This window comes from Arthrobacter sp. A2-55 (assembly GCF_025548615.1).
GTDB lineage: Bacteria > Actinomycetota > Actinomycetes > Actinomycetales > Micrococcaceae > Specibacter > Specibacter silviterrae.
Window position 1 is genome coordinate 20,145 of sequence record NZ_JAJLOZ010000013.1, and the last position, 18,098, is coordinate 38,242.

Here is an 18,098-nt window from a genome sequence, read left to right on the forward strand (position 1 = left end):
CTCACATTTTTATACTGACCAGTCAGTTCTGATAGATTTGTGGCAACCGCCTTTTCCGACCAGGAGCAAATAGTGCTGTCAGCCAAGCAACTTCACCTCGCAGGTCGCCACCACACCCTGCTCCCGGCCACCTCCCTGGAAGCGAGCCGGGCCCAAGTCATGCTGGTCCAGGCGGACGGGCAGGAACGCCGCACCGCACTGGCGCTGGCCCTGACAGGGCGCATGAAACCAAGCAGCGGGACAGTGGTCCTGGGCCACGACCACGCCATGGCGGCCCTGCGCAAGCGAAGCGCCATCATCGACTCCCCCGAGGTCAATGCCCCGGAGAACCACCTGACCGTCCGGTCGCTGGTCTCCGAGGACCTGGCACTGGTCCCCTTCAAGTTCCGCGACCGCACCCGTCCCACCGCCTGGCTGGTCAAGCACGGCTTCCGCGACATCCTGGACAAATGGGTCGAGGAACTCGAACCCAACCGGCTGCTTCACCTCCAATTGGAACTGGCCCTGGCCGACCACGACGTCGACCTGCTGGTGGTGGACTCCCCCGACCGGCACACCGCTGACGCCAGCGCCTGGCTCCCCCTCCTGGAACAGGCGGCTGCCGGCCTGATCGGCCACGCGCATGACGCCGGCCTGCCGCCACGCGAGGTCATCGTCATCGGGGTGGTGGGCAGGATCCCGGACGACTGGACCGGCCCGACGGCGGCAGCCGGGCAGGAGATGGCCCTCGTGACCGAGCCCGCCGAGCAAGCCGAACCTGCTGAATCCCCCGAACCACCGGCAGCCGAACCAGCCGAGCCGAGCGAAACGGATCAGCCCGCCGAGCAAGCCGAACCAGCCGAACTTGCCGAATCCCCGAAACCACCGGCTGCCGAGCCGGATGAGCCGACTTTGCCTCCCGAACCGGCCGACGCCCCGGAACCACCACAGGCCGAACCCGCCGAAGCACCGGAAGCGGACACCACCAACACAGAAGGGGGCGACGTGCAATGACAGTCTTTCGACTGGCGCTCTCAGAGCTCAAGCGCATGACCGGCGGAATGCTGCCGAAGCTGACCATTGTGGCCCTGGTGATGGTTCCGCTGCTCTACGGCGCCGTCTACCTGTACGCAAACTGGGACCCCTATTCCAACCTGGACCAGCTGCAGGCTGCCGTGGTGGTCCAGGATGCCGGCGCCGTAACCAAGGACGGCAAGGAACTGCACGTGGGCCAGGACGTGGCCAAGAACCTGGTGGACGGCAAGAAGTTTGACTGGAAGATCGTGGACACCCCGGAAGCGGCCAACGCCGGCGTCCAGAACGGCGACTACGCCTTTGCCCTGACCATCCCCAAGGACTTCTCCAAGAACCTGGCCTCGCCGGAGAACTTCAACGCGGCCAAGCAGGCCATGATGAGCGTGACCACCAACGACGCCAACAACTACCTGCTGACCTCCATTGTGGACAAGGTGACCACGCAGGTGCACGAATCAGTGGCCAAGGAGGTGGGGCAGCAGACGGCCAATGCCCTGCTGACCGGCTATGGCACCATTCATGCCCAGCTGGTCAAGGCGGCAGACGGCGCGAAGCAGCTGGCCGACGGTGCCACCACCCTCGACACGGGCGTGGGCACCCTGAAAACCGGAACCGGCGAACTGGTGACGGGCGCAGACGCGCTGGCTGCGGGGCAGGTCAAGCTGGTGGCCGGCAGCAACCAGCTGCTGTCCGGCGCGGCCGCACTCGACAAGGGGCTGGGCCAGCTGCAGGACCAAACGGCAACGCTCCCCGCTGACAGCCGCAAACTGGCCGACGGCGCAGCCGCCGTCGCTGCCGGCAATGCAGCACTGAACACCAAGGTCCAGGGCGCCATCGGCACAGCCGGGCAGCTGGATTCGGTAGCCGCCACGGCCATTAACGACAAGCTGTCCGGGCTGGTGGCAGCGGGAACCATCACACCGGCGCAATCCGCGCAGATCAAGGCACAGCTGGCCGGTGCCACCTCCAGCCCGGCCGTAACGGACCTCAAGGCGAAGCTGGCCACAGATGCGGCGGACATCCAGAAGCTGGCGGCCGGCTCACAGGCCGTGGCGGACGGCGCCAGCCAGCTGGCGGCCTCGGCACCCGCCCTCACAGGCGCCGTCGGGCAGGCGCACACAGGTGCAGGGCAGCTCTCCTCAGGGGCAGCCACCCTGGCCGCGGGGCAGGGTGCGGCCCTGGATGGTGCCAACCAGCTCGACGCCGGGGCGCACAAGCTCGACGCCGGCGCCGCGAGTTTGAAGGACGGCTCGGCGAAGCTTGCCGCGGGGGCAGGCGAACTGTCCACCCAGCTGCGCAGTGGTGCCGGCTCCGTCCCCGACCCTAACGACGCGGACAAGCAGAATGCCTCCGGAGTCATCGCGGACCCCATCCGGGTGGATTCCCTCTCGCAGGCACGCGCCGCCAACTACGGTTCCGGGCTGGCCCCGTTCTTCCTGGTGCTGGCGCTGTGGATCGGCGCGTTCATGCTGGTGCAGGCCATGCGCCCGCTGACACAGCGGGCACTCGCCTCCAATGCGCCGTCCTGGAAGATTGCCGTGGGCGGGTGGCTGCCGTTTGCCGCCGTCTCCACGGCCCAGGCGCTGCTGCTCTACGGGGTGGTGGTCCTTGGCCTGGGGCTTTCCCCCAGCCATCCGTGGCTGACGCTGGGCCTGCTGGTGCTGGCATCCATGGCGTTCACCGCGCTCATCCAGGGCATCGTGGCGCTGATGGGCACGCCCGGAAAATTTGTGGTCCTGATCCTGCTGGTGCTCCAGCTGGTCTCCTCCGGCGGCACGTTCCCGTGGCAGACCACCCCGGAGCCGCTGCACATCATGCACCAGGTGCTGCCCATGGGGCACGTGGTGGAGGGCATGCGGCACCTGATTTACGGGGCCGAGCTGGCCCCGCTGGTGCCCATCGTCCTGGGCCTGATCGGGTACACGCTGCTGGGCGGGCTGCTGGCCTGGGCCGCCGTCCGGAAGCACAAAACGTGGACGCTGAAAACCCTCATGCCGGAAATCGCGGTGTAGGAAAAGTACACGAAGCGGCCTAGCGCGGCACCACAAAGTTTGTCACGCGCGCATCCTGGCCATCGAGGGTGGCCCAGTCGCCGTCGTGCTCCAGCACGGCAAAGGCGCTGGTGGGGTAGCCGGTGGCCAGGGACATGTAGGCATCCTGGTCCGAGTCCCGGGACGCCAGCCGCAGGGCCAGGTTTTGTATGCCCGGCATGTGGCTGATGACCATCAAGGTGGTGACGGTTTCCGGGACATGGTTGACCACCGACAGCATGGGCAGCGCGCCCGCAGCGTAGAGGCCGTCCTCGAGCTTGGGCGTGGGCGCCTTGTCCCCCAGCTGCTGGCACACCCATGTGCAGGTCTGGCGGGTGCGCAGGGCCGAGGAACACAGGATGAAGTCCGGCAGCACGTTGTTCTCCACCAGCCACTTGCCGGCCAGCGGCGCCTCGCGGTGGCCGCGCTGGGCAAGGGGCCGCTCATGGTCCTCCACGCCAAGCGGAAAGGCCGCCTTGGCGTGGCGCATCAGGACCAGTCTTTTCAGGTGGTGTTCACTCATGGTCAAAGCTTAGTGACTCTTGGGCCAGCACGACGGCGGCCCCCGGCACCTGTGTGAGGGGGCCGCCGTCGTGCTTGGAAAAAAGTGCCAGGCCGGCTGCTAGATCGAGTACTCGGGGGCGGCCCAGACAACCACTTCGGGGTGCTCGTAGAAGCGGTAGCCTTCGCCGCGGACGGTGCGGACGGTGTTGGCCAGGCGTCCCAGCTTGGAGCGGAGGCGGCGGATGTGCACGTCAATGGTTCGCTCATTCGGGACTTCGTCGGCGTTGCCCCACAGGCCCTCGAGCAGTTCATCGCGGCCCACAGTGCGGGTGCCGTTTTCCACAAGGTAGTTCAGCAGCTCAAATTCCTTGAACGTGAGGTTCAGCGTCTCGCCGTCCAGGTGGACCTCGCGGCGGGCCAGGTCGATGAGCACGCCGGAGGGCCGGTGCTCGGCGGGGGCCGGGACGCGCACGGCTTCCTGGCGCTGGCGGTTGGCCACCGTGGGGTCGCCGAAAGTGGAGCGGACCACATCGAGGGCGGAGCCGACGGCGTCCGACGGCGCGATGGCCACGGCCGCGTAGCTTTGGGCCTGCGGCACCAGGGCCTGGGCATAGGCGCGGATGTCCTGGGCCAGCTTGGCCAGGGAGGTGCCGGCCGCTGCGGCCGTGTCCTCGTCCACGCCCACGTACAGCACGAAGCCGCGCGCCACGTTGTCGGGGGCCACGCCGCGCAGCTTGTCGCTGCCGGAAATCACGGGGATGGGCGCCGTCATGGGGTGGGTCTCGGCTGCCGGCACGGCGCGCAGCCGGGCCGCGGCCGAATCGGCGTCGCGGCGGTAGGCTGCCGGGTTGCCGTAGACGGCATGGTCGTCGTGGTAGCCGCGGTTCAGCGGGTTTTGCGCCCCGCGGGCCACGGCCTTGGCGGCATTGCGAACAGAAATGTGGACGTATCCGGATGCTACAGACATTGAACTACCTCGGTGTATGGCCGTAAGCTACGGCGCGAATGCTTTCCTCATGTGTTCCGTATACCGGAACCAAATGCCCCGCCAGGGGCCGGCCACAGGGCCAAAAATGCCTAGTTCGTAAGGGTTGTGAGCTAGGCCTGCATTCGACAACTACACAGGGCCCGTCCAGATGGGTTGCAATGGACAGTTGCTGCGGCTGCAGAATTCACTGAGTGGGTGTTCACACTCGCCAGTGTCCTACGTAATATTCCGAACTTGCAAGTAACAAAGGGCCAAAACGTCCACTCTGTGAGATTTTTGCTCCCATTGTGATAAAGGTAACAACGTACGCTTGGTCTCACATCGGCGGATCGTGACGCCGTGAGTTGAATTTATTGATCTATTTCGCGATTGTGACGTTGCAAAATTCGGCAACATGGCAATTATGAAGAAATAAGTTCACGCGTCAAAAAAGCATGGCTAGGATGCCCTCCGCAAGCCGCTTGCAACGCCGGCCATTTTCCCAGACTTTGACGTTAAGGCAACAAAAGTTCACCCGAAACCCACCCAGCGGCCCCGCCGTCGGGCTCCTCAACGGTGGAGGGCGTGCGCCACCGTGAACGGGCGCAGGCTGCGGAATTGGTCGCGGATCCGCACATGGTTCCGCCGGTTCATCATGACCAGGGCCACCAGTGCGGAGGCGATGGCCACCACCGCCCCGATGCCCAGGGACCAGCGGGCGCCGAATTCGGTGGCGATCCAGCCCACCAGCGGCGCACCGATGGGGGTGCCGCCCTGCAGGACCACCATGTACACGGCCAGGACGCGCCCGCGCATGGCCGCGTCCGTGTTGAGCTGGACGGTGGTGTTGCAGGCATTCATGAAGGTCAGCGCCGCCAGGCCCACCGGGACCAGTGCCACGGCATAAAGGGCAAAGGACGGCATGAACGCTGCGATGGCCACGGTGCCGCCAAAGGCCAGGGCCCCGCCAACTATGTAGAGCATGCGCATGTTCTTGCGCCGGGCGGCCATCAGGGCTGCGGCCAGCGTGCCAATGGCCATGACGGAGCCCAGCAGCCCGTATTCGCCCGGGCCTAGGTGGAAGACGGTGGTGGCCATCAGCGCGTTGGTGATCTGGAAGTTCATCCCAAACGTGCCCACCATGAACACCAGCACCATGATCATCATGAGGTCCGGACGGTGGCGGATGTAGGCAAACCCCTCGCGAATCTGCCCCTTGCCGCGCGGCACTCTGGCAACAGGCTGCAACTCGGAGACGCGCATGCGCCACAGGGAGAAGATCACGGCCACAAAGCTGGCCGCGTTGATCAGGAATGCCGGCCCGGTGCCGAACAGGGCAATCACCACGCCGGCAATGCCGGGGCCGGCCAGGCGGGCCAGGTTGAAGGAGGCGCTGTTAAGGGCGACGGCGTTGGGCACGTCCTCCTTGCCCACCACCTCCGAGACAAACGCCTGGCGCGACGGGGCGTCAAAGGCGCTGGCCACCCCGAGCAGGAAGGCAATGACGTAGACATGCCACAGCTCCACGGTGTGGGTGACCACCAGCAGACCCAGCAGCAGGGCACACAGCCCCATGGCCGTTTGGGTGCACAGCAGGAGCTTGCGCTTGTTGACCCGGTCGCCCAGCAGCCCGGCAAACGGCCCCAGGAAGACGATGGGCAGGAACTGCAGGCCAGTGGTGATGCCCGCGGCTGTGCCGGAATTGTTGGTGAGGATGGTCAGCACCAGCCAGTCCTGTGCCACGCGCTGCATCCAGGTGCCGATGTTGGACACCAGCGCCCCTGTCACCCACAGGCGGTAGTTGAAAACCTTCAGCGCCCTGAACATGGAATTCAAACGGCGCTCATCTCCTGCAGGATGCGGGCCGCTTCGCGCAGGGTCTCGCGTTCCTCCGGGCTCAGCGCCGCCACCCTCTTGGCGAGCCACTGGGTGCGCCGGGACCTGGCCTTGCGCAGGATGGCCGAGCCGTCCCCGGTGATTTGCACCAGCACCTGCCGCTTGTCCAGCGGGTTCTCCCCGCGGGTGACATAGCCGGCGGATTCGAGCCCGTTGACGATCCGGGTCATGGACGGAGCCTGGATCATTTCCCGCTCGGCCAGTTGTCCCACCGTCAGGGGGCCGTGGAGGATGGCCGCGAGCACTGAATACTGGCCCGGGCTGATGTCACGGGACGCTGCTTCGGCGCGGAGCCGGCGGGAGGAGCGCATGATGGCCACCCTCAGCTCGGCAGCCAGTAATCCGGCACCTGCCTGGCGCTTGGATGGCGGAGCTGCCGTGCGGGCAGCCGGGGGCGTTGCTGAGGAAGTAATCATAAGTTGCGTATAGTCCTGGCGTCACTGGTTTCGTGTTTTCTATTACTTAGCATAGGTCATTAGCATTGCTAAGTAAATGTCAGGATGGTCACTCCGTTACCAAAATGTGACTTTTGGGCCTTGCTTCGGTAGGGTGGACTTCGTGCCCGCCGAACCATCCACGGTTCCTTGGCACAAATGGACGGTTCGCCGAGCTCTGCCGCCGCCCATTTCCCGTTCATACCAGACGGCAGAGACGGGGGACCCAATTTTTGCGGGTCTCCTCCATGGAGACCCTTGGGGTTAAGCCGATGACGTGCGCAGCACATGCCTGCGCCGCACGGCCGGATGCTCTAGTCCGTTCCCGACAGCTCACCTCGCAGGCGTAGAGAGGCTATATCCCTATGTCCGCAGCACCCCAGCACGGCCGCCGCCGCGCCGAACCTGTTCGCCCCGTCTCCCGCCGCGAAGCCCGCAAGGCCTCCCACACTGACGCCAAGGTCGCCGGACCTGCCAAGCGCATGGCCATTGTTGCCGTGGCCGGGGCGCTGCTGGCCGGCGGAGGGCTGGCCCAGGCCGCCACCAACAACGCAACCGCCGGCTTGGCCTCCGCGAGCCTTGTCTCCGGCGGCACCCAGGCCAGCGCCGCGCCGTCGGCCATCTCAGCGCCCACAGACGTTGCCATTGACTTTTCCCGCATCCAGGTGAGTTCCACCAAGGCCGCCAAGGCCACTTCCCAGTCCCTCAGTGGTGCGGCCGACGCCGTCACGCCGGTGGCCACGCCGCCGGCCACCAAGGCTGCCGCGCCTGCCCCCACCAAGGCCGCCGCCCCCGTGCTGGTGGACGACCCCGCCGCGGCACAGCAGTACGCCGCCGGCCAGTTGGCCGCGCACGGCTGGGGCGCCGACCAGATGAGCTGCCTGACGCAGCTGTGGAACCGCGAATCCAGCTGGCTGACGTCGGCCGAAAACGCCTCCAGCGGTGCGTATGGCATTGCCCAGTCGCTCCCGGCGGAGAAGATGGCCGTGGCGGGCGCGGACTACCGCACCAACTACAAGACGCAGATCAACTGGGGCCTTGGCTACATTGAGGGCCGCTACGGCAGCCCGTGCGGCGCCTGGGGCCACTCCAACGCCGTCGGCTGGTACTAAACCCCGCGGTGAGTATGCAGCAATGGCGACTTAGGCTGGGCCTAAGTCGCCATTGCTGCATACTCGGGAGGGCGTGACGGCCGGAAAACCGAAACGGTTAGTCGACAACCCCGTACAGGCGGTCCCCCGCGTCGCCCAGGCCGGGGACAATGTAGGACTTTTCGTTCAGGCCCTCGTCGATCGAGGCGAGCACCACGTGGACATTGTCACGTTCCCCGTGGGCGGCTTCCAGCTTCGCCAGGCCCTCGGGGGCGGCCAGCAGGCAGATGCACGTGATGTCCGCGGCGCCGCGATCAAAGAGGAACTTGAACGCCTCAATCAAGGTGCCGCCGGTGGCCAGCATGGGGTCCAGGACGTACACCTGGCGTCCCGTCAGGTCCTCGGGCAGGCGCTCGGCGTAGGTGATGGCCTCAAGGGTTTCCTCATTGCGGGCCATGCCCAGGAAGCCCACTTCGGCGGTGGGCAGCAGTCGGGTCATGCCCTCCAGCATGCCCAGCCCGGCGCGCAGGATCGGCACCACCAGCGGCGTGGGCTTGCTCAGGCCGGTACCGACGGTCGGGGACACGGGAGTTTCAATGTTGACCGGCTCCACGCGCACTTCGCGGGTTGCCTCATAGGCCAGCAGGGTGACCAGCTCTTCGGTCAGCTGCCGGAAAACGGATGACGGGGTGGTCTTGTCCCGCAGGACGGTCAATTTGTGGGCAATCAGCGGATGATCCGCAACCAGTACGCGCATAGATAAAAGCTACCATTGAGCCGTGCCCTCCACGTCGAAACCCAGCCCAATCGAGACCCCCGCCACGGCCCTGCACGCCGGGTGGATGGGCCTGGCGCTGGCGGAGGCCCGCCGTGCCCCGGAGACGGGGGACGTGCCGATTGGCGCCGTCGTCCTGGGGCCCGACGGCGGAGTGCTGGGTGCGGGCCGCAACGAACGCGAAGCCCACGGGGATCCGACGGCGCACGCGGAGGTGGTGGCCATCCGGGAAGCTGCCGCCCGGCTCGGGTCCTGGCGGCTGGACGGGTGCACGCTGGTGGTCACGCTGGAGCCGTGCACCATGTGTGCCGGCGCCATCGTGCTGGCCCGCGTGCCGCGCGTCGTTTTTGGCGCATGGGATGAGAAGGCCGGCGCTGCGGGCTCCGTGTTTGACGTGCTGCGCGAACGCCGCCTCAACCACTGGGTGGAAGTGTTCCCGGGCGTTCGCGAGGAAGAATGCGCGGCCCTGTTGAGGGATTTTTTCGGCGGGCACCGCTAAAGGCCGGGTCTCAGGGCCCGATGTGAACCGGCTGGATTCTCGCCGCACAGGATGCCCGTTCGATTTCCGCCCCCGGGCTTCCCAGGCCCACGGCTCAGCCCGCCGCGTTCAGTGCGTCGATCCGCTTTTGCCGGCTCGACGGCGAGTCCAGGCTGAAGCTGCGGAAGTCGCCCAGGTCCTCGCGGATGAACGCCTCAACCTCCTTGAGCCGCTGCGTGACGGCCTTCGTGGGGGCACCGAAAAGCCAGTGGGCGATGCGTTCCTCGCCGGGGTCGTATTGCCACAGGCCGATGATCCGGCCGCGGTCCACGATGGGGTGGTCGGGCAGGTCTGCCTGCAATGCCAGCCGGGTGCTGCCCAGCTGCCTGCCCGCGTCCTCCTCGGCAAAGTGGCTGGCGGCGTTGCGGCGCAACAGGAACAGCGAATCACTTCCGGCCAGCAGCTGGATTTGCTCATCTTTCGGCGCCACGAAATTTTCACGCTCGTCGGCGTCGGCCGGGAGCATCCACAGCCCGTCCGCCTCGACAGCCCCCGCCCCGGCCAGCGCGGCCTTGGTCTGGGCCACGGTGAATGCGGTGAACCACTGCGTTTCCTTCAGCGTGGCCCCGCCGGTCCAGCCCAGGTACCGTTCCATCAACAGGGCACGGGCCTGTTCGGGGGTCTCCGTGGCGGGCTCCAGCCCCCACGCCGCATATGAATAGCGCTGCTGGTCCAGCCGGCCGTTGACGGGAACGCGCCGGATGCGCCCGTCCGCCTGCAGCAGTCCCAGGACGGCCGGCAGGGTGGTGGAGGCGCCCTTCTTCTTCCCCGCCTCCCCCAGGCTGCGAACGGCGCCGCCCAGCCTGTCCTTCAGCGCCTTCGGGTCCAGCGTTGCCGGGCTTCCTTCCCCAGGCCCGACGCCGGCGCCCAGGACCGCGAGCACGTCACCTTCCAGCGCGGCCAGCTCGCTGCGCGGAACATCGAGCTTGTCCAGGACCTTGGCCTGGGCCTCCGCGGCGCCGGCGCCCAAGGTGAGGGCCCACGCGAAGTCGTCCGCGCCCAGCACATAGGTGCAGCCGCGCGCCGTCGGCAGTTCATGGATGCGCAAGGCCGCAACGTCGGCATCCGCCTCCTCGCGGCGGATGCCGCCGCGGGCAAAGAGGGTGAGGTAGGGGTTGGCGCCGCCCACTGAGCGGGCCCAGCCGGCTGCGCTGAGAACCCGGCCGGAGCCGTGGCCTTCCAGGGAGCCGTCCAGGCCTTGCTTGTGCCAGCTCCAGGCACGCTGCGTTGCACTGTTCATGGGGCCATCCTCCCCCATTTGCCGCGGTTGTGGGCCCATTTTTGAAGTGGGCCCCCGACCCGGTAAGGTTGACGCGTTGGTGACGTGTCCGAGCGGCCGAAGGTGCAACACTCGAAATGTTGTTTAGGTGAGAGCCTAACGTGGGTTCAAATCCCACCGTCACCGCCACTGAGAAGGCCTCAAGTCCCTTTGTGAATGCAGGGGACTTGAGGCCTTTTCCATGCCCTCCGGCCTCGAACCGCGATGCGCGGCGGCCGTGGGATCAGGCCGCGCAACCACCCAGGGCAATTTGGCCGTCAATGGCACCGATCTGCTGCTGCACCGACCCCAGCTGGTCCTGCAGCCCCTTCACCAGGTCCTTTTGGGCCTTGACCGCATCCTTGTTGGCCTTCTTTTGGGCTTCGAGGTCGCGGAGCGCCGCCTGCGCGCCAGTGAGCTGCTGGTCCAGGGAGGTCAGCTGGGCCTGGAGTGCGGTCAGCGCGGCGTCCGCCGCGGTGATCTCCCCGTTGAGCTGGTTGAGCTGCTCCAACAACGGCGCCACCCGCCCCTGAAGCGCCAGGATGTCCGCTTCCTTGGCGGAGATCTGCGCGTTGAGGCCCGCAAGGGTGGCCGTGAGCTGGTCCAACTCGCCATTCAACACGGCAAGCTCGGCCTGCTTGGCTGTGACGGCCGCACTGGTGGCGTCCAGCGTTGCCTGCAGCGCGGGCACCTCAGCGTTGAGGTCGGCAAGCTCCGCGTTCTTGGCGTCCACCGCCTCCTGCGCCGCCGTGGCAGCATCCCGGGCGGCAGCCAGCGTGGACTGCAGCCCCTGGAGCACCGCGTTTTGCGCCTCGATGGCGGCCTGGGCCTGGGCAACGCCATCCGCCAGGGCCGGAAGTGCGGCCTCCAGATTCGCAACCACCTGCTGCTGGGCGACGACGGCGGCCTGGGCGGAGCCGGCCGCATCCTGAAGCGCCGGCAGCTGGCCCTGCAGTGTGCTGAGCTCGCGGGCCTTGTCTGTCACGGCAGCGTTGGCGGTTGCCACCGCATCCGACAGGCCAGGCAGCTGGCCCTTCAACGCGGCGATGTCGGCCAGTTTGGTGGCGACATTCCCATTGGCCGTGTCCAAGGCCGCCTGCAATGGCGCGGCCTGCTGCTGGAGCGAGCTGCTGGCGCCCTGCTTGGCCACCAGTTCGCCACTCAGCGTGTTGACAGCGGACTGCAAACCGGCCAGGTCGTCTTGGAGTGCTGAGATCTCGCCGGACTTCTGTGTGATCTGGGTATTGATCGGATCAAGCTGGGCCTGCAGCCCGTCTCTCTGCTTGATGAGCCCGGTCTTGTTGCCGCCGCTGCCGTCATTGATCTTCCCGTTGAGGACAACGATTTGGTCACTGAGCAACTTGGCGCTCGCCTGCAGCGGCGTCAGCTCACCCTGCGCTTGGGCCAGCAGCGTCTGCTTGGCAGCGATCGCCGTGGTGTCAGCTCCAATCTGCGCCTGCAGCGCGGCGATGTCAGCGTTGGCCGCATTAATCCGCGCAGTGTTGTCTGCCACCGCGGCCGCCGCGGCAGCCGCCGTCGTCTGCAGGCCTGCAAGGGCATTTTGGGCCTGGGTGATCTCGGCATTCTTGGCCGCGAGCGCATCCGCAGCACTTGTAGCCGCCGACTGCAGCGCCGCCAGCTGCCCCTGTGCCTGGGTGATTTCGGAGTTCTTGGCCGTGACCGCGTCGGCTGCCGTTGTTGCGGCAGACGTGAGCGTGGCGAGGGTGGTTTTTGCCTCGGCCACCTTGGCGGTCTGGGCGTCGAGGGCATCCTGTGCCGCGGTGCCGCTGTTCTCAAGGACGGTGAGCTCGCCTTCGGCATCTGCGACAGCGCGGGTGGCGGCAGCCACGGCGGTGTCGGCGTCCTGGGCGGCCTGGGTCAGTGTTGCGAGTTCCGCCTGGGCGTTGGTGATTTGCGTGTTCTTTGCCGCGAGGGCATCGGCAGCCTGGGTGGCTGACGCCTGCAGGGTTTTCAGCGCTCCGTCGGCAACAGCGATGTCGACCTGTTTGGCGGCCACCTGGCTGGCAGCGGCCTGGGCCTGCTCGTTCAATTGGGCCGCGGCCGCCTGGGCGTCCGCCAGCTGCGCCTGGAGCGGCGTGAGCTGGCCCTCCACGGCATCCTTCTGTGATTGCAGGTCAGAGAGGGCTGTCTGGGCGTCGGCAATGGCCTGCGCCGTGGCTTCCTGCTGGGCCTGTAGGCTGGCCAGCTGGGCGGACGCCGTTGCAAGGTCGGCCTCCAGCTGCGCCCCCTGGGCTTCAAGAGTGGCGATGGCCGTGTTGGTGGCGGCAATCTGGGCCTTCAGGGTCTCCGCGCTGGACTGGAGCTGGGCGCGTTCGGCCTGCAGTTGGGTGATGACGGCGGCGTTCTTCCTGGCGGCGGCCTTCAGCAGGTTTTCCTGGACAGTGCCGCGGTGCGCCAACTGGTTGACGACGCCGTTGCAAATGCCGGCAGTGCCCGCGGGGTTCCCGGAGTTCCCGGGGGCCGCCGTCGCAGGTGGGGCCAGCACCAGCATGCTGGTGACAACGCCGGTCATGACGACGGCGCTGGCCAGCCGCCGGGCGGACAGCCGGGCGGACAAACCGGCAGCGGTCCGGGCGGAATTGGGTATAGTTCTGGCATTGCTCATGGAAACCCCCAGGTCTCATCGATATATGCGGGTGCGAGTCGCAGCACTCGGCCAGGCGGCCAGTGCATGGCAGCCAAGCTATGGGGCTTCCGCGCGGGAAACACGAGTGGTGGACACTCGCTTATTTGCACCCGCTTTGAGGGACTACTGGGATTTCGGTGAAAACCCGCCCCCACCGCGGATTTCGCGCCCAACCCCGCAAACACGCACAGACAACTCCCAGCAATCTTCCAGCCGTACGCAGGCCGGGCACAGACATAATGGAGGCATGTCCCTACCTCACCGCGCCAACGGTCCCGAAAAGCTCACCCGGCAGGGCGGCGAACCCATCCGCGCCCTGGTGGTGGATGACGAGCCCTCCCTGGCCGACCTGATGCGCATGGGGATTGAACTGGCCGGCTGGGACGTAGCCGTGGCGCACGACGGCCAGGAAGCTCTCAAAACAGCCAGGGCCTTCCACCCGGACGTGCTGGTCCTGGATGTCATGATGCCCGGCATGGACGGCGTGGAACTGCTGGGCCGCATCCGCACCATCTACCCGGACATCCCCGCCCTGTTCCTGACCGCCAAGGACGCCGTCGCGGACAGGCTCACGGGGCTGCATGCCGGGGGCGACGATTACGTGACGAAGCCCTTCAGCATGGAGGAGGTGCTGCTGCGCCTGCACCGCATTGTCCAGCGCGCCGGGGTCACCGCGCCGAACGCCGCTGAGTTGACGGTGGGGGACCTGTCCCTGAACCGCGACACCCGAGAAGTGTCCCGCGCCGGCGCCGAAATCACCCTGACCAGCACCGAGTTCGAGCTGCTGCAGTACCTGATGGAAAATCCGCGCCACGTGCTGAGCAAGACCCGCATCCTGGACCGCGTGTGGGACTACGACTTTGGCGGCCAAAGCAACATTGTGGAGCTGTACATCTCCTACCTGCGCAAGAAGATCGACGCCGACCGCGAACCCATGATCCACACCGTCCGCGGCGCCGGCTACGTCATCAAGCCATGCGTGTGAGCAGCAGCCCCCGTTTCACCGCGGCCGGCACCGCGGCCGGCAAGGCCGCCCGCACCGCGGCCGCCCGCCTTCGCCACCCCGGCACCTGGCACCTGCGCACCCGCCTGGTGGCCGTCATGCTGGCCCTGCTCGCCGTGATCTGCGTGCTGGTTGGAATGATCAGCTACAGCGCCATGAGCATGTCGCTCAACAGCCAGGTCAACAGCCAGCTGGCCCAGGCCACCTCCCGTTCCCACGACTTCAACCTCAACGCACCCTCCGGTTCCGCCTGCGCCCGCCCCGATCCGCTCAACGCCCGCGGCACCGGGACCGGCCAGCTCAACGCCATCATCTGCGGCGGCTACGTGGTCACCGGTGGCGTCCTCTCCCCCAGCGGCACGCGGCAGCAGCTGACCAACAATGATGCACAAATCCTTGCCGGGCTACCCACGGCCGGGTCCATGACCGACCAGGCCCTGTCCATCGGCAGCTACCGGCTTCAGGCAGTTGCCGTCCCCGACGGGGGCGTCCTGATCACCGGGCTGCCGCTGGGCGCCGTCGACCGCACCCTCGCGAAACTGGTCCTGACCATCATCCTGGTCTCCCTGGCCGGGCTGGTGTTCCTGGGCCTGGCGGGCACCGTGATCATTCGACGGAACATGGCCCCGCTGGAAAAGCTCTCCGCCGTTGCCTCCCGGGTGGCCCAGCTGCCGCTCGACGCCGGGGAGGTCGCCCTGAGCGTCCGCGTCCCCGACACCGTGGCGAACCCAGGCACTGAAGTGGGCAATGTGGGGCATGCCTTCAACGCCATGCTGGACAATGTTTCCCACGCCCTCCAGGCCCGCCAGCGCAGCGAAACCAAGGTGCGCCGCTTCGTGGCCGACGCCAGCCACGAACTTCGCACGCCGCTGACTGCCATTCGCGGCTACACGGAACTGCTGCAGATGACCGAGTCGCTGACCCCCGGCGGCAAGACGTCGCTGGGCCGGGTCACCGCCCAGTCGCTGCGTATGGGCCGGCTGGTGGAGGACCTCCTCACGCTGGCCAGGCTCGACGACGGCCAGCCGGTGGCGCTGCGCACCCTGGACCTGGCCCCGCTGGTCATGGACGCCGTCAGCGACGTCCGGGTGGGCGCCCCCGGACACCACTGGACGTTTGAGGTGCCCGACGATCCCGTAACAGTCAAGGGCGACGACGGCCAGCTCAAGCAGGTGCTGCTGAACCTGCTCTCCAACGCAGCCAAGCACACCCCCGACGGGACCACGGTGTCCACGGTGCTGACGCAGGGTGCCGACGGGGCCGCCACAGTGCAGGTCACGGACAATGGGCCGGGCATTGACCCGGCCTTCCGCGACATCATCTTTGACAGGTTTTCCCGGGCGGACGCGTCCCGCACCGGCGGCCAGGGCAGCACGGGGCTGGGGCTGAGCATTGTCCAGGCCATCGTGGCCGCGCACCACGGCACCATCAGCGTGGACAGCCGGCCGGGCGCCACCACCTTCACGCTGACCCTGCCCGCTGCACAGGCGGAGCTGCCCGCAACCGGGTCTGAGCGACACCTGGAAGGCCACGGGGAGGCTGTTTCCTCGATAAGCTAGACAGGTCGGCTGATCGAAGGGAGCACAGTGCACCACGCTCCCTTCAGGCTGCTCCGAACCACCGCCGTCGGAGCCACCATTCTGGGCCTGGCCGCCTGGGCGCACGTCGCGGCGGGCGGGGCATTGCCCTCCCCGGCCATCATGGTGGCACTCACCTCCCTGCACATCCTGTGCTCCACGGTCGCCACGCGGTTCCGGCTGCGCCTGCCCGCCATGACGGCGCTGCTGGCCACGAGCCAGCTGGCGCTCCACCAGGCCTTCGAGTCACTTTCCGTCAGCGCCCCCCTGGCCGAAGTTCCGGCCGGGGCGCTGAACAGCATGCACCACGGCATGCCCGCAGACTTCCCGATGCTGCCGGACATGGGCGCCACGCAGCTGGCCGGCACGGCGATGGCGGCCCATGCGGCCATGCCCGGCTGGATGGTGGTGGCCCACGTCGCCGCCACCCTGGCCACCGCCGTGCTGCTCACCCAGGGCGAAAGCGCCCTCTGGGCCCTCGCCGGCTGGCTGCGGCCGCTTTACCGTGCCGCCGCCGTCGTGCTTCAACTGCCCGCCCGGCAGGAGCGCCCCCCGGTGCTGCCGCGCCCCCTGCCGCGCCTGCCCTGGCGCAATGTCCGGCCCGACACGCGCCGCGGGCCGCCGCTGGCAACGGCACTCTTCGCATAGCACCCTTCGGCAATCGCGGGGTGCCCAACCCCACCATTTTGCGCAATTCCGCGCGCCCGAAAGGTTGCACCATGCGTTTTTCCCGTACCTTCAAGACCACCCTTGCCCTCGGCGCCACGGCCGGCCTCATGGCCCTGGGGCTCGGCGCTGCGTCCGCCCATGTGGACGCCACGCCGGATTCGACCGCCGCAAACTCGTACTCGCTGCTCACCTTCAGCGTCCCGCACGGCTGCAGCGGATCGCCCACCACCAGCCTGAAAATCACGCTGCCGGAGGAACTGAACTCCGTCACGCCCACGGTCAACCCGAACTGGACCATCAGTGAGTCCACCGAAAAGTTCGCCACCCCTCGGACACTGGCCGACGGCAGCAAGATCACCGAACGGACCAGCGCCGTCACGTATACGGCCAAAACACCGCTTGACCCGCACCAACGGGACACGTTCACGCTCTCCCTGCAGGTGCCGGACACCGCGGGCAAGACGCTGTATTTCCCCACCCTGCAAACTTGTGAAAAGGGTTCCACGGACTGGAAGGACATTCCGGCCGCCGGGGCGTCCGAGGACAGCGTCCAGTCGCCTGCACCTTCCCTGACGGTCACCGCGGCTGTGGCAGCCGGCGCGGACCACGGCTCGCACGGCACCACTGCTTCGTCCGCTGACGCCGCGGCTGGCGGCGCTTCCGGCGAGAATGCCGGGAACGACGGCGCCGCCTGGCCCGCGTGGCTCGGCTTCGGTGCCGGTGTGGCCGGGTTGGTCCTGGGCGGGCTGGCGTTTATCCGCAGCGGCAGGACCGTTTCGCCGAAGTAGCCCCACCCGGCTCCCCCTCCGCCGAAACAGCGGATGCGCGTCGAGATCCGCACAAACATTGTGCGGATCTCGACGCGTGGCCGCTAACTCGCGTTAATTTCGGCCACGATGGTCCGCCGATTGGCCAGGACGGGAAGGCTTGCCCGGACCTGTTCGACGGCGGCCACGTCCAGATCGGCCACCAACAGCCCCTCGCCGCCGTCGAGCCTGCCCAGCACCTCGCCCAAAGGCGAGATGACGGCGCTGCGGCCGATGCCTGTGGGCGCTGTGCCGGTGGCGGCGATGCCTGCCGTGGCCGGGTCACCCTGTCCACAGGCCAGAACGAACGCGCTGGCATCCAGGGCCCTGGCGCGGACCAGCAGGTCCCATTGCTCCGCCTTGCCCGGGCCCGCTCCCCAGGATGCACAAACGATGGTGATGGATGCGCCCGCCTCGGCGTTTGCCACAAAGAGCGCTGGGAACCGGACGTCGTAGCAGGTGGCCAGGCCCAGCGTGGTGCCTCCCAGGTCAAAGGTGGCCACCCTGTCGCCCGCATCAACGGTGCTGGATTCGGAAAATCCGAAGGCGTCGAACAGGTGGATCTTGTCGTAGTGGGTGTCCGCATCCGGGCCGGCCACCAGCAGGGTGTTCCTGACCCGTCCGCCGGCTCCCGGGGTGAACATTCCCGCGACAATGGTGACGCCGAATTCGCGGGCCAGTTCCCTGACAGCGTTGGCCCAGGGGCCGTCCAGTGGCTGGGCGGCGTCCGCCACCGGGTTCCCGAAGGCGCACATGGCCGCCTCGGGGAACACCACCAGCTCCGCGCCCCGGTTCCGGGCGTCGGCGGTGTAGCGTCGAATCAGCCGCAAGTTTTCTTGTGGATCCGCGGAACTGATGATCTGGGCGAGCGCAACGCGCATCTTTTTTC

16 protein-coding genes, 1 tRNA gene and 1 riboswitch are annotated in these 18,098 nt (G+C 67.4%); of the genes, 9 read left to right on the forward strand and 8 right to left on the reverse strand.

Going from position 1 to position 18,098, the window contains the following annotated elements; all coding sequences use genetic code 11:
- Positions 1-39 precede the first annotated feature (39 nt).
- Both LPN03_RS05650 and LPN03_RS05655 read left to right on the forward strand, forming a co-directional pair.
- Positions 40-993 carry an ABC transporter ATP-binding protein gene (locus LPN03_RS05650; protein WP_262453452.1) on the forward strand — a complete coding sequence of 318 codons (954 nt, stop codon included), beginning with the start codon at positions 40-42 and terminating at the stop codon, positions 991-993.
- Entirely contained in the window at positions 990-3,026 is a 2,037-nt protein-coding gene (locus tag LPN03_RS05655) for a YhgE/Pip family protein (RefSeq protein ID WP_262453453.1), read from the forward strand. Before LPN03_RS05650 ends, LPN03_RS05655 begins: the two co-directional genes overlap by 4 nt.
- 19 nt (positions 3,027-3,045) lie before the next feature.
- Here LPN03_RS05655 and LPN03_RS05660 read toward each other — a convergent pair whose 3' ends face one another.
- The 4 genes from LPN03_RS05660 to LPN03_RS05675 form a co-directional block, all read right to left on the reverse strand.
- Positions 3,046-3,567 (reverse strand): SixA phosphatase family protein, encoded by a 522-nt coding sequence (locus LPN03_RS05660; protein ID WP_262453454.1) that lies wholly within the window; start codon positions 3,565-3,567, stop codon positions 3,046-3,048.
- 99 nt (positions 3,568-3,666) lie between these two features.
- Positions 3,667-4,515, reverse strand: coding sequence for a winged helix-turn-helix domain-containing protein (locus tag LPN03_RS05665; protein ID WP_165181469.1), 849 nt, complete (start codon positions 4,513-4,515; stop codon positions 3,667-3,669).
- 570 nt (positions 4,516-5,085) lie between these two features.
- The gene (locus LPN03_RS05670) at positions 5,086-6,342 is read right to left on the reverse strand and encodes an MFS transporter (protein WP_262453478.1); all 1,257 of its coding nucleotides are present in this window, start codon (positions 6,340-6,342) and stop codon (positions 5,086-5,088) included.
- Positions 6,343-6,347: 5 nt separating this feature from the next.
- Positions 6,348-6,827, reverse strand: a complete 480-nt coding sequence (locus tag LPN03_RS05675) for a MarR family winged helix-turn-helix transcriptional regulator (protein ID WP_262453455.1) — start codon at positions 6,825-6,827, stop codon at positions 6,348-6,350.
- Positions 6,828-7,020: 193 nt separating this feature from the next.
- A riboswitch (cyclic di-AMP (ydaO/yuaA leader) is annotated at positions 7,021-7,206 on the forward strand.
- Positions 7,207-7,210: 4 nt separating this feature from the next.
- On the opposite strand from LPN03_RS05675, the gene LPN03_RS05680 reads away from it, so the two are divergent.
- On the forward strand, positions 7,211-7,957 hold the full coding sequence (locus LPN03_RS05680; RefSeq protein WP_262453456.1) for a hypothetical protein: 747 nt from the start codon (positions 7,211-7,213) through the stop codon (positions 7,955-7,957).
- Between the two features lie 97 nt (positions 7,958-8,054).
- Here the strand turns inward: LPN03_RS05680 and upp are convergent, their stop codons facing one another.
- Entirely contained in the window at positions 8,055-8,693 is a 639-nt protein-coding gene (gene upp, locus LPN03_RS05685; protein WP_262453457.1) for a uracil phosphoribosyltransferase, read from the reverse strand.
- 85 nt (positions 8,694-8,778) lie between these two features.
- Here upp and tadA point away from each other — a divergent pair, with 85 nt between their 5' ends.
- Complete coding sequence (gene tadA / locus LPN03_RS05690) at positions 8,779-9,210, forward strand: tRNA adenosine(34) deaminase TadA (protein WP_262453479.1); 432 nt, start codon at positions 8,779-8,781, stop codon at positions 9,208-9,210.
- A gap of 94 nt (positions 9,211-9,304) precedes the next feature.
- Here tadA and LPN03_RS05695 read toward each other — a convergent pair whose 3' ends face one another.
- Complete coding sequence (locus LPN03_RS05695) at positions 9,305-10,489, reverse strand: winged helix DNA-binding domain-containing protein (RefSeq protein WP_262453458.1); 1,185 nt, start codon at positions 10,487-10,489, stop codon at positions 9,305-9,307.
- Between the two features lie 78 nt (positions 10,490-10,567).
- Between LPN03_RS05695 and LPN03_RS05700 the strand changes: the two genes are divergently transcribed.
- Positions 10,568-10,657, forward strand: a tRNA-Ser gene (locus LPN03_RS05700).
- A gap of 94 nt (positions 10,658-10,751) precedes the next feature.
- On the opposite strand, the gene LPN03_RS05705 is transcribed toward LPN03_RS05700, so the two are convergent.
- The gene (locus tag LPN03_RS05705) at positions 10,752-13,133 is read right to left on the reverse strand and encodes a chromosome segregation ATPase (protein ID WP_262453459.1); all 2,382 of its coding nucleotides are present in this window, start codon (positions 13,131-13,133) and stop codon (positions 10,752-10,754) included.
- A 268-nt stretch (positions 13,134-13,401) separates the two neighbouring features.
- Between LPN03_RS05705 and LPN03_RS05710 the strand changes: the two genes are divergently transcribed.
- The 4 genes from LPN03_RS05710 (at position 13,402) to LPN03_RS05725 (ending at position 17,191) form a co-directional block, all read left to right on the forward strand.
- Entirely contained in the window at positions 13,402-14,139 is a 738-nt protein-coding gene (locus LPN03_RS05710) for a response regulator transcription factor (protein WP_262453460.1), read from the forward strand.
- Positions 14,136-15,716: a sensor histidine kinase gene (locus LPN03_RS05715; RefSeq protein ID WP_262453461.1), complete on the forward strand. Its 1,581-nt coding sequence runs from the start codon at positions 14,136-14,138 to the stop codon at positions 15,714-15,716. Before LPN03_RS05710 ends, LPN03_RS05715 begins: the two co-directional genes overlap by 4 nt.
- Positions 15,717-15,743: 27 nt before the next feature.
- Complete coding sequence (locus LPN03_RS05720; protein WP_262453462.1) at positions 15,744-16,382, forward strand: hypothetical protein; 639 nt, start codon at positions 15,744-15,746, stop codon at positions 16,380-16,382.
- Positions 16,383-16,453: 71 nt separating this feature from the next.
- On the forward strand, positions 16,454-17,191 hold the full coding sequence (locus LPN03_RS05725; RefSeq protein ID WP_262453463.1) for a YcnI family protein: 738 nt from the start codon (positions 16,454-16,456) through the stop codon (positions 17,189-17,191).
- 83 nt (positions 17,192-17,274) lie between these two features.
- Here LPN03_RS05725 and LPN03_RS05730 read toward each other — a convergent pair whose 3' ends face one another.
- Complete coding sequence (locus LPN03_RS05730) at positions 17,275-18,090, reverse strand: carbon-nitrogen hydrolase family protein (protein WP_262453464.1); 816 nt, start codon at positions 18,088-18,090, stop codon at positions 17,275-17,277.
- Positions 18,091-18,098 lie beyond the last annotated feature (8 nt).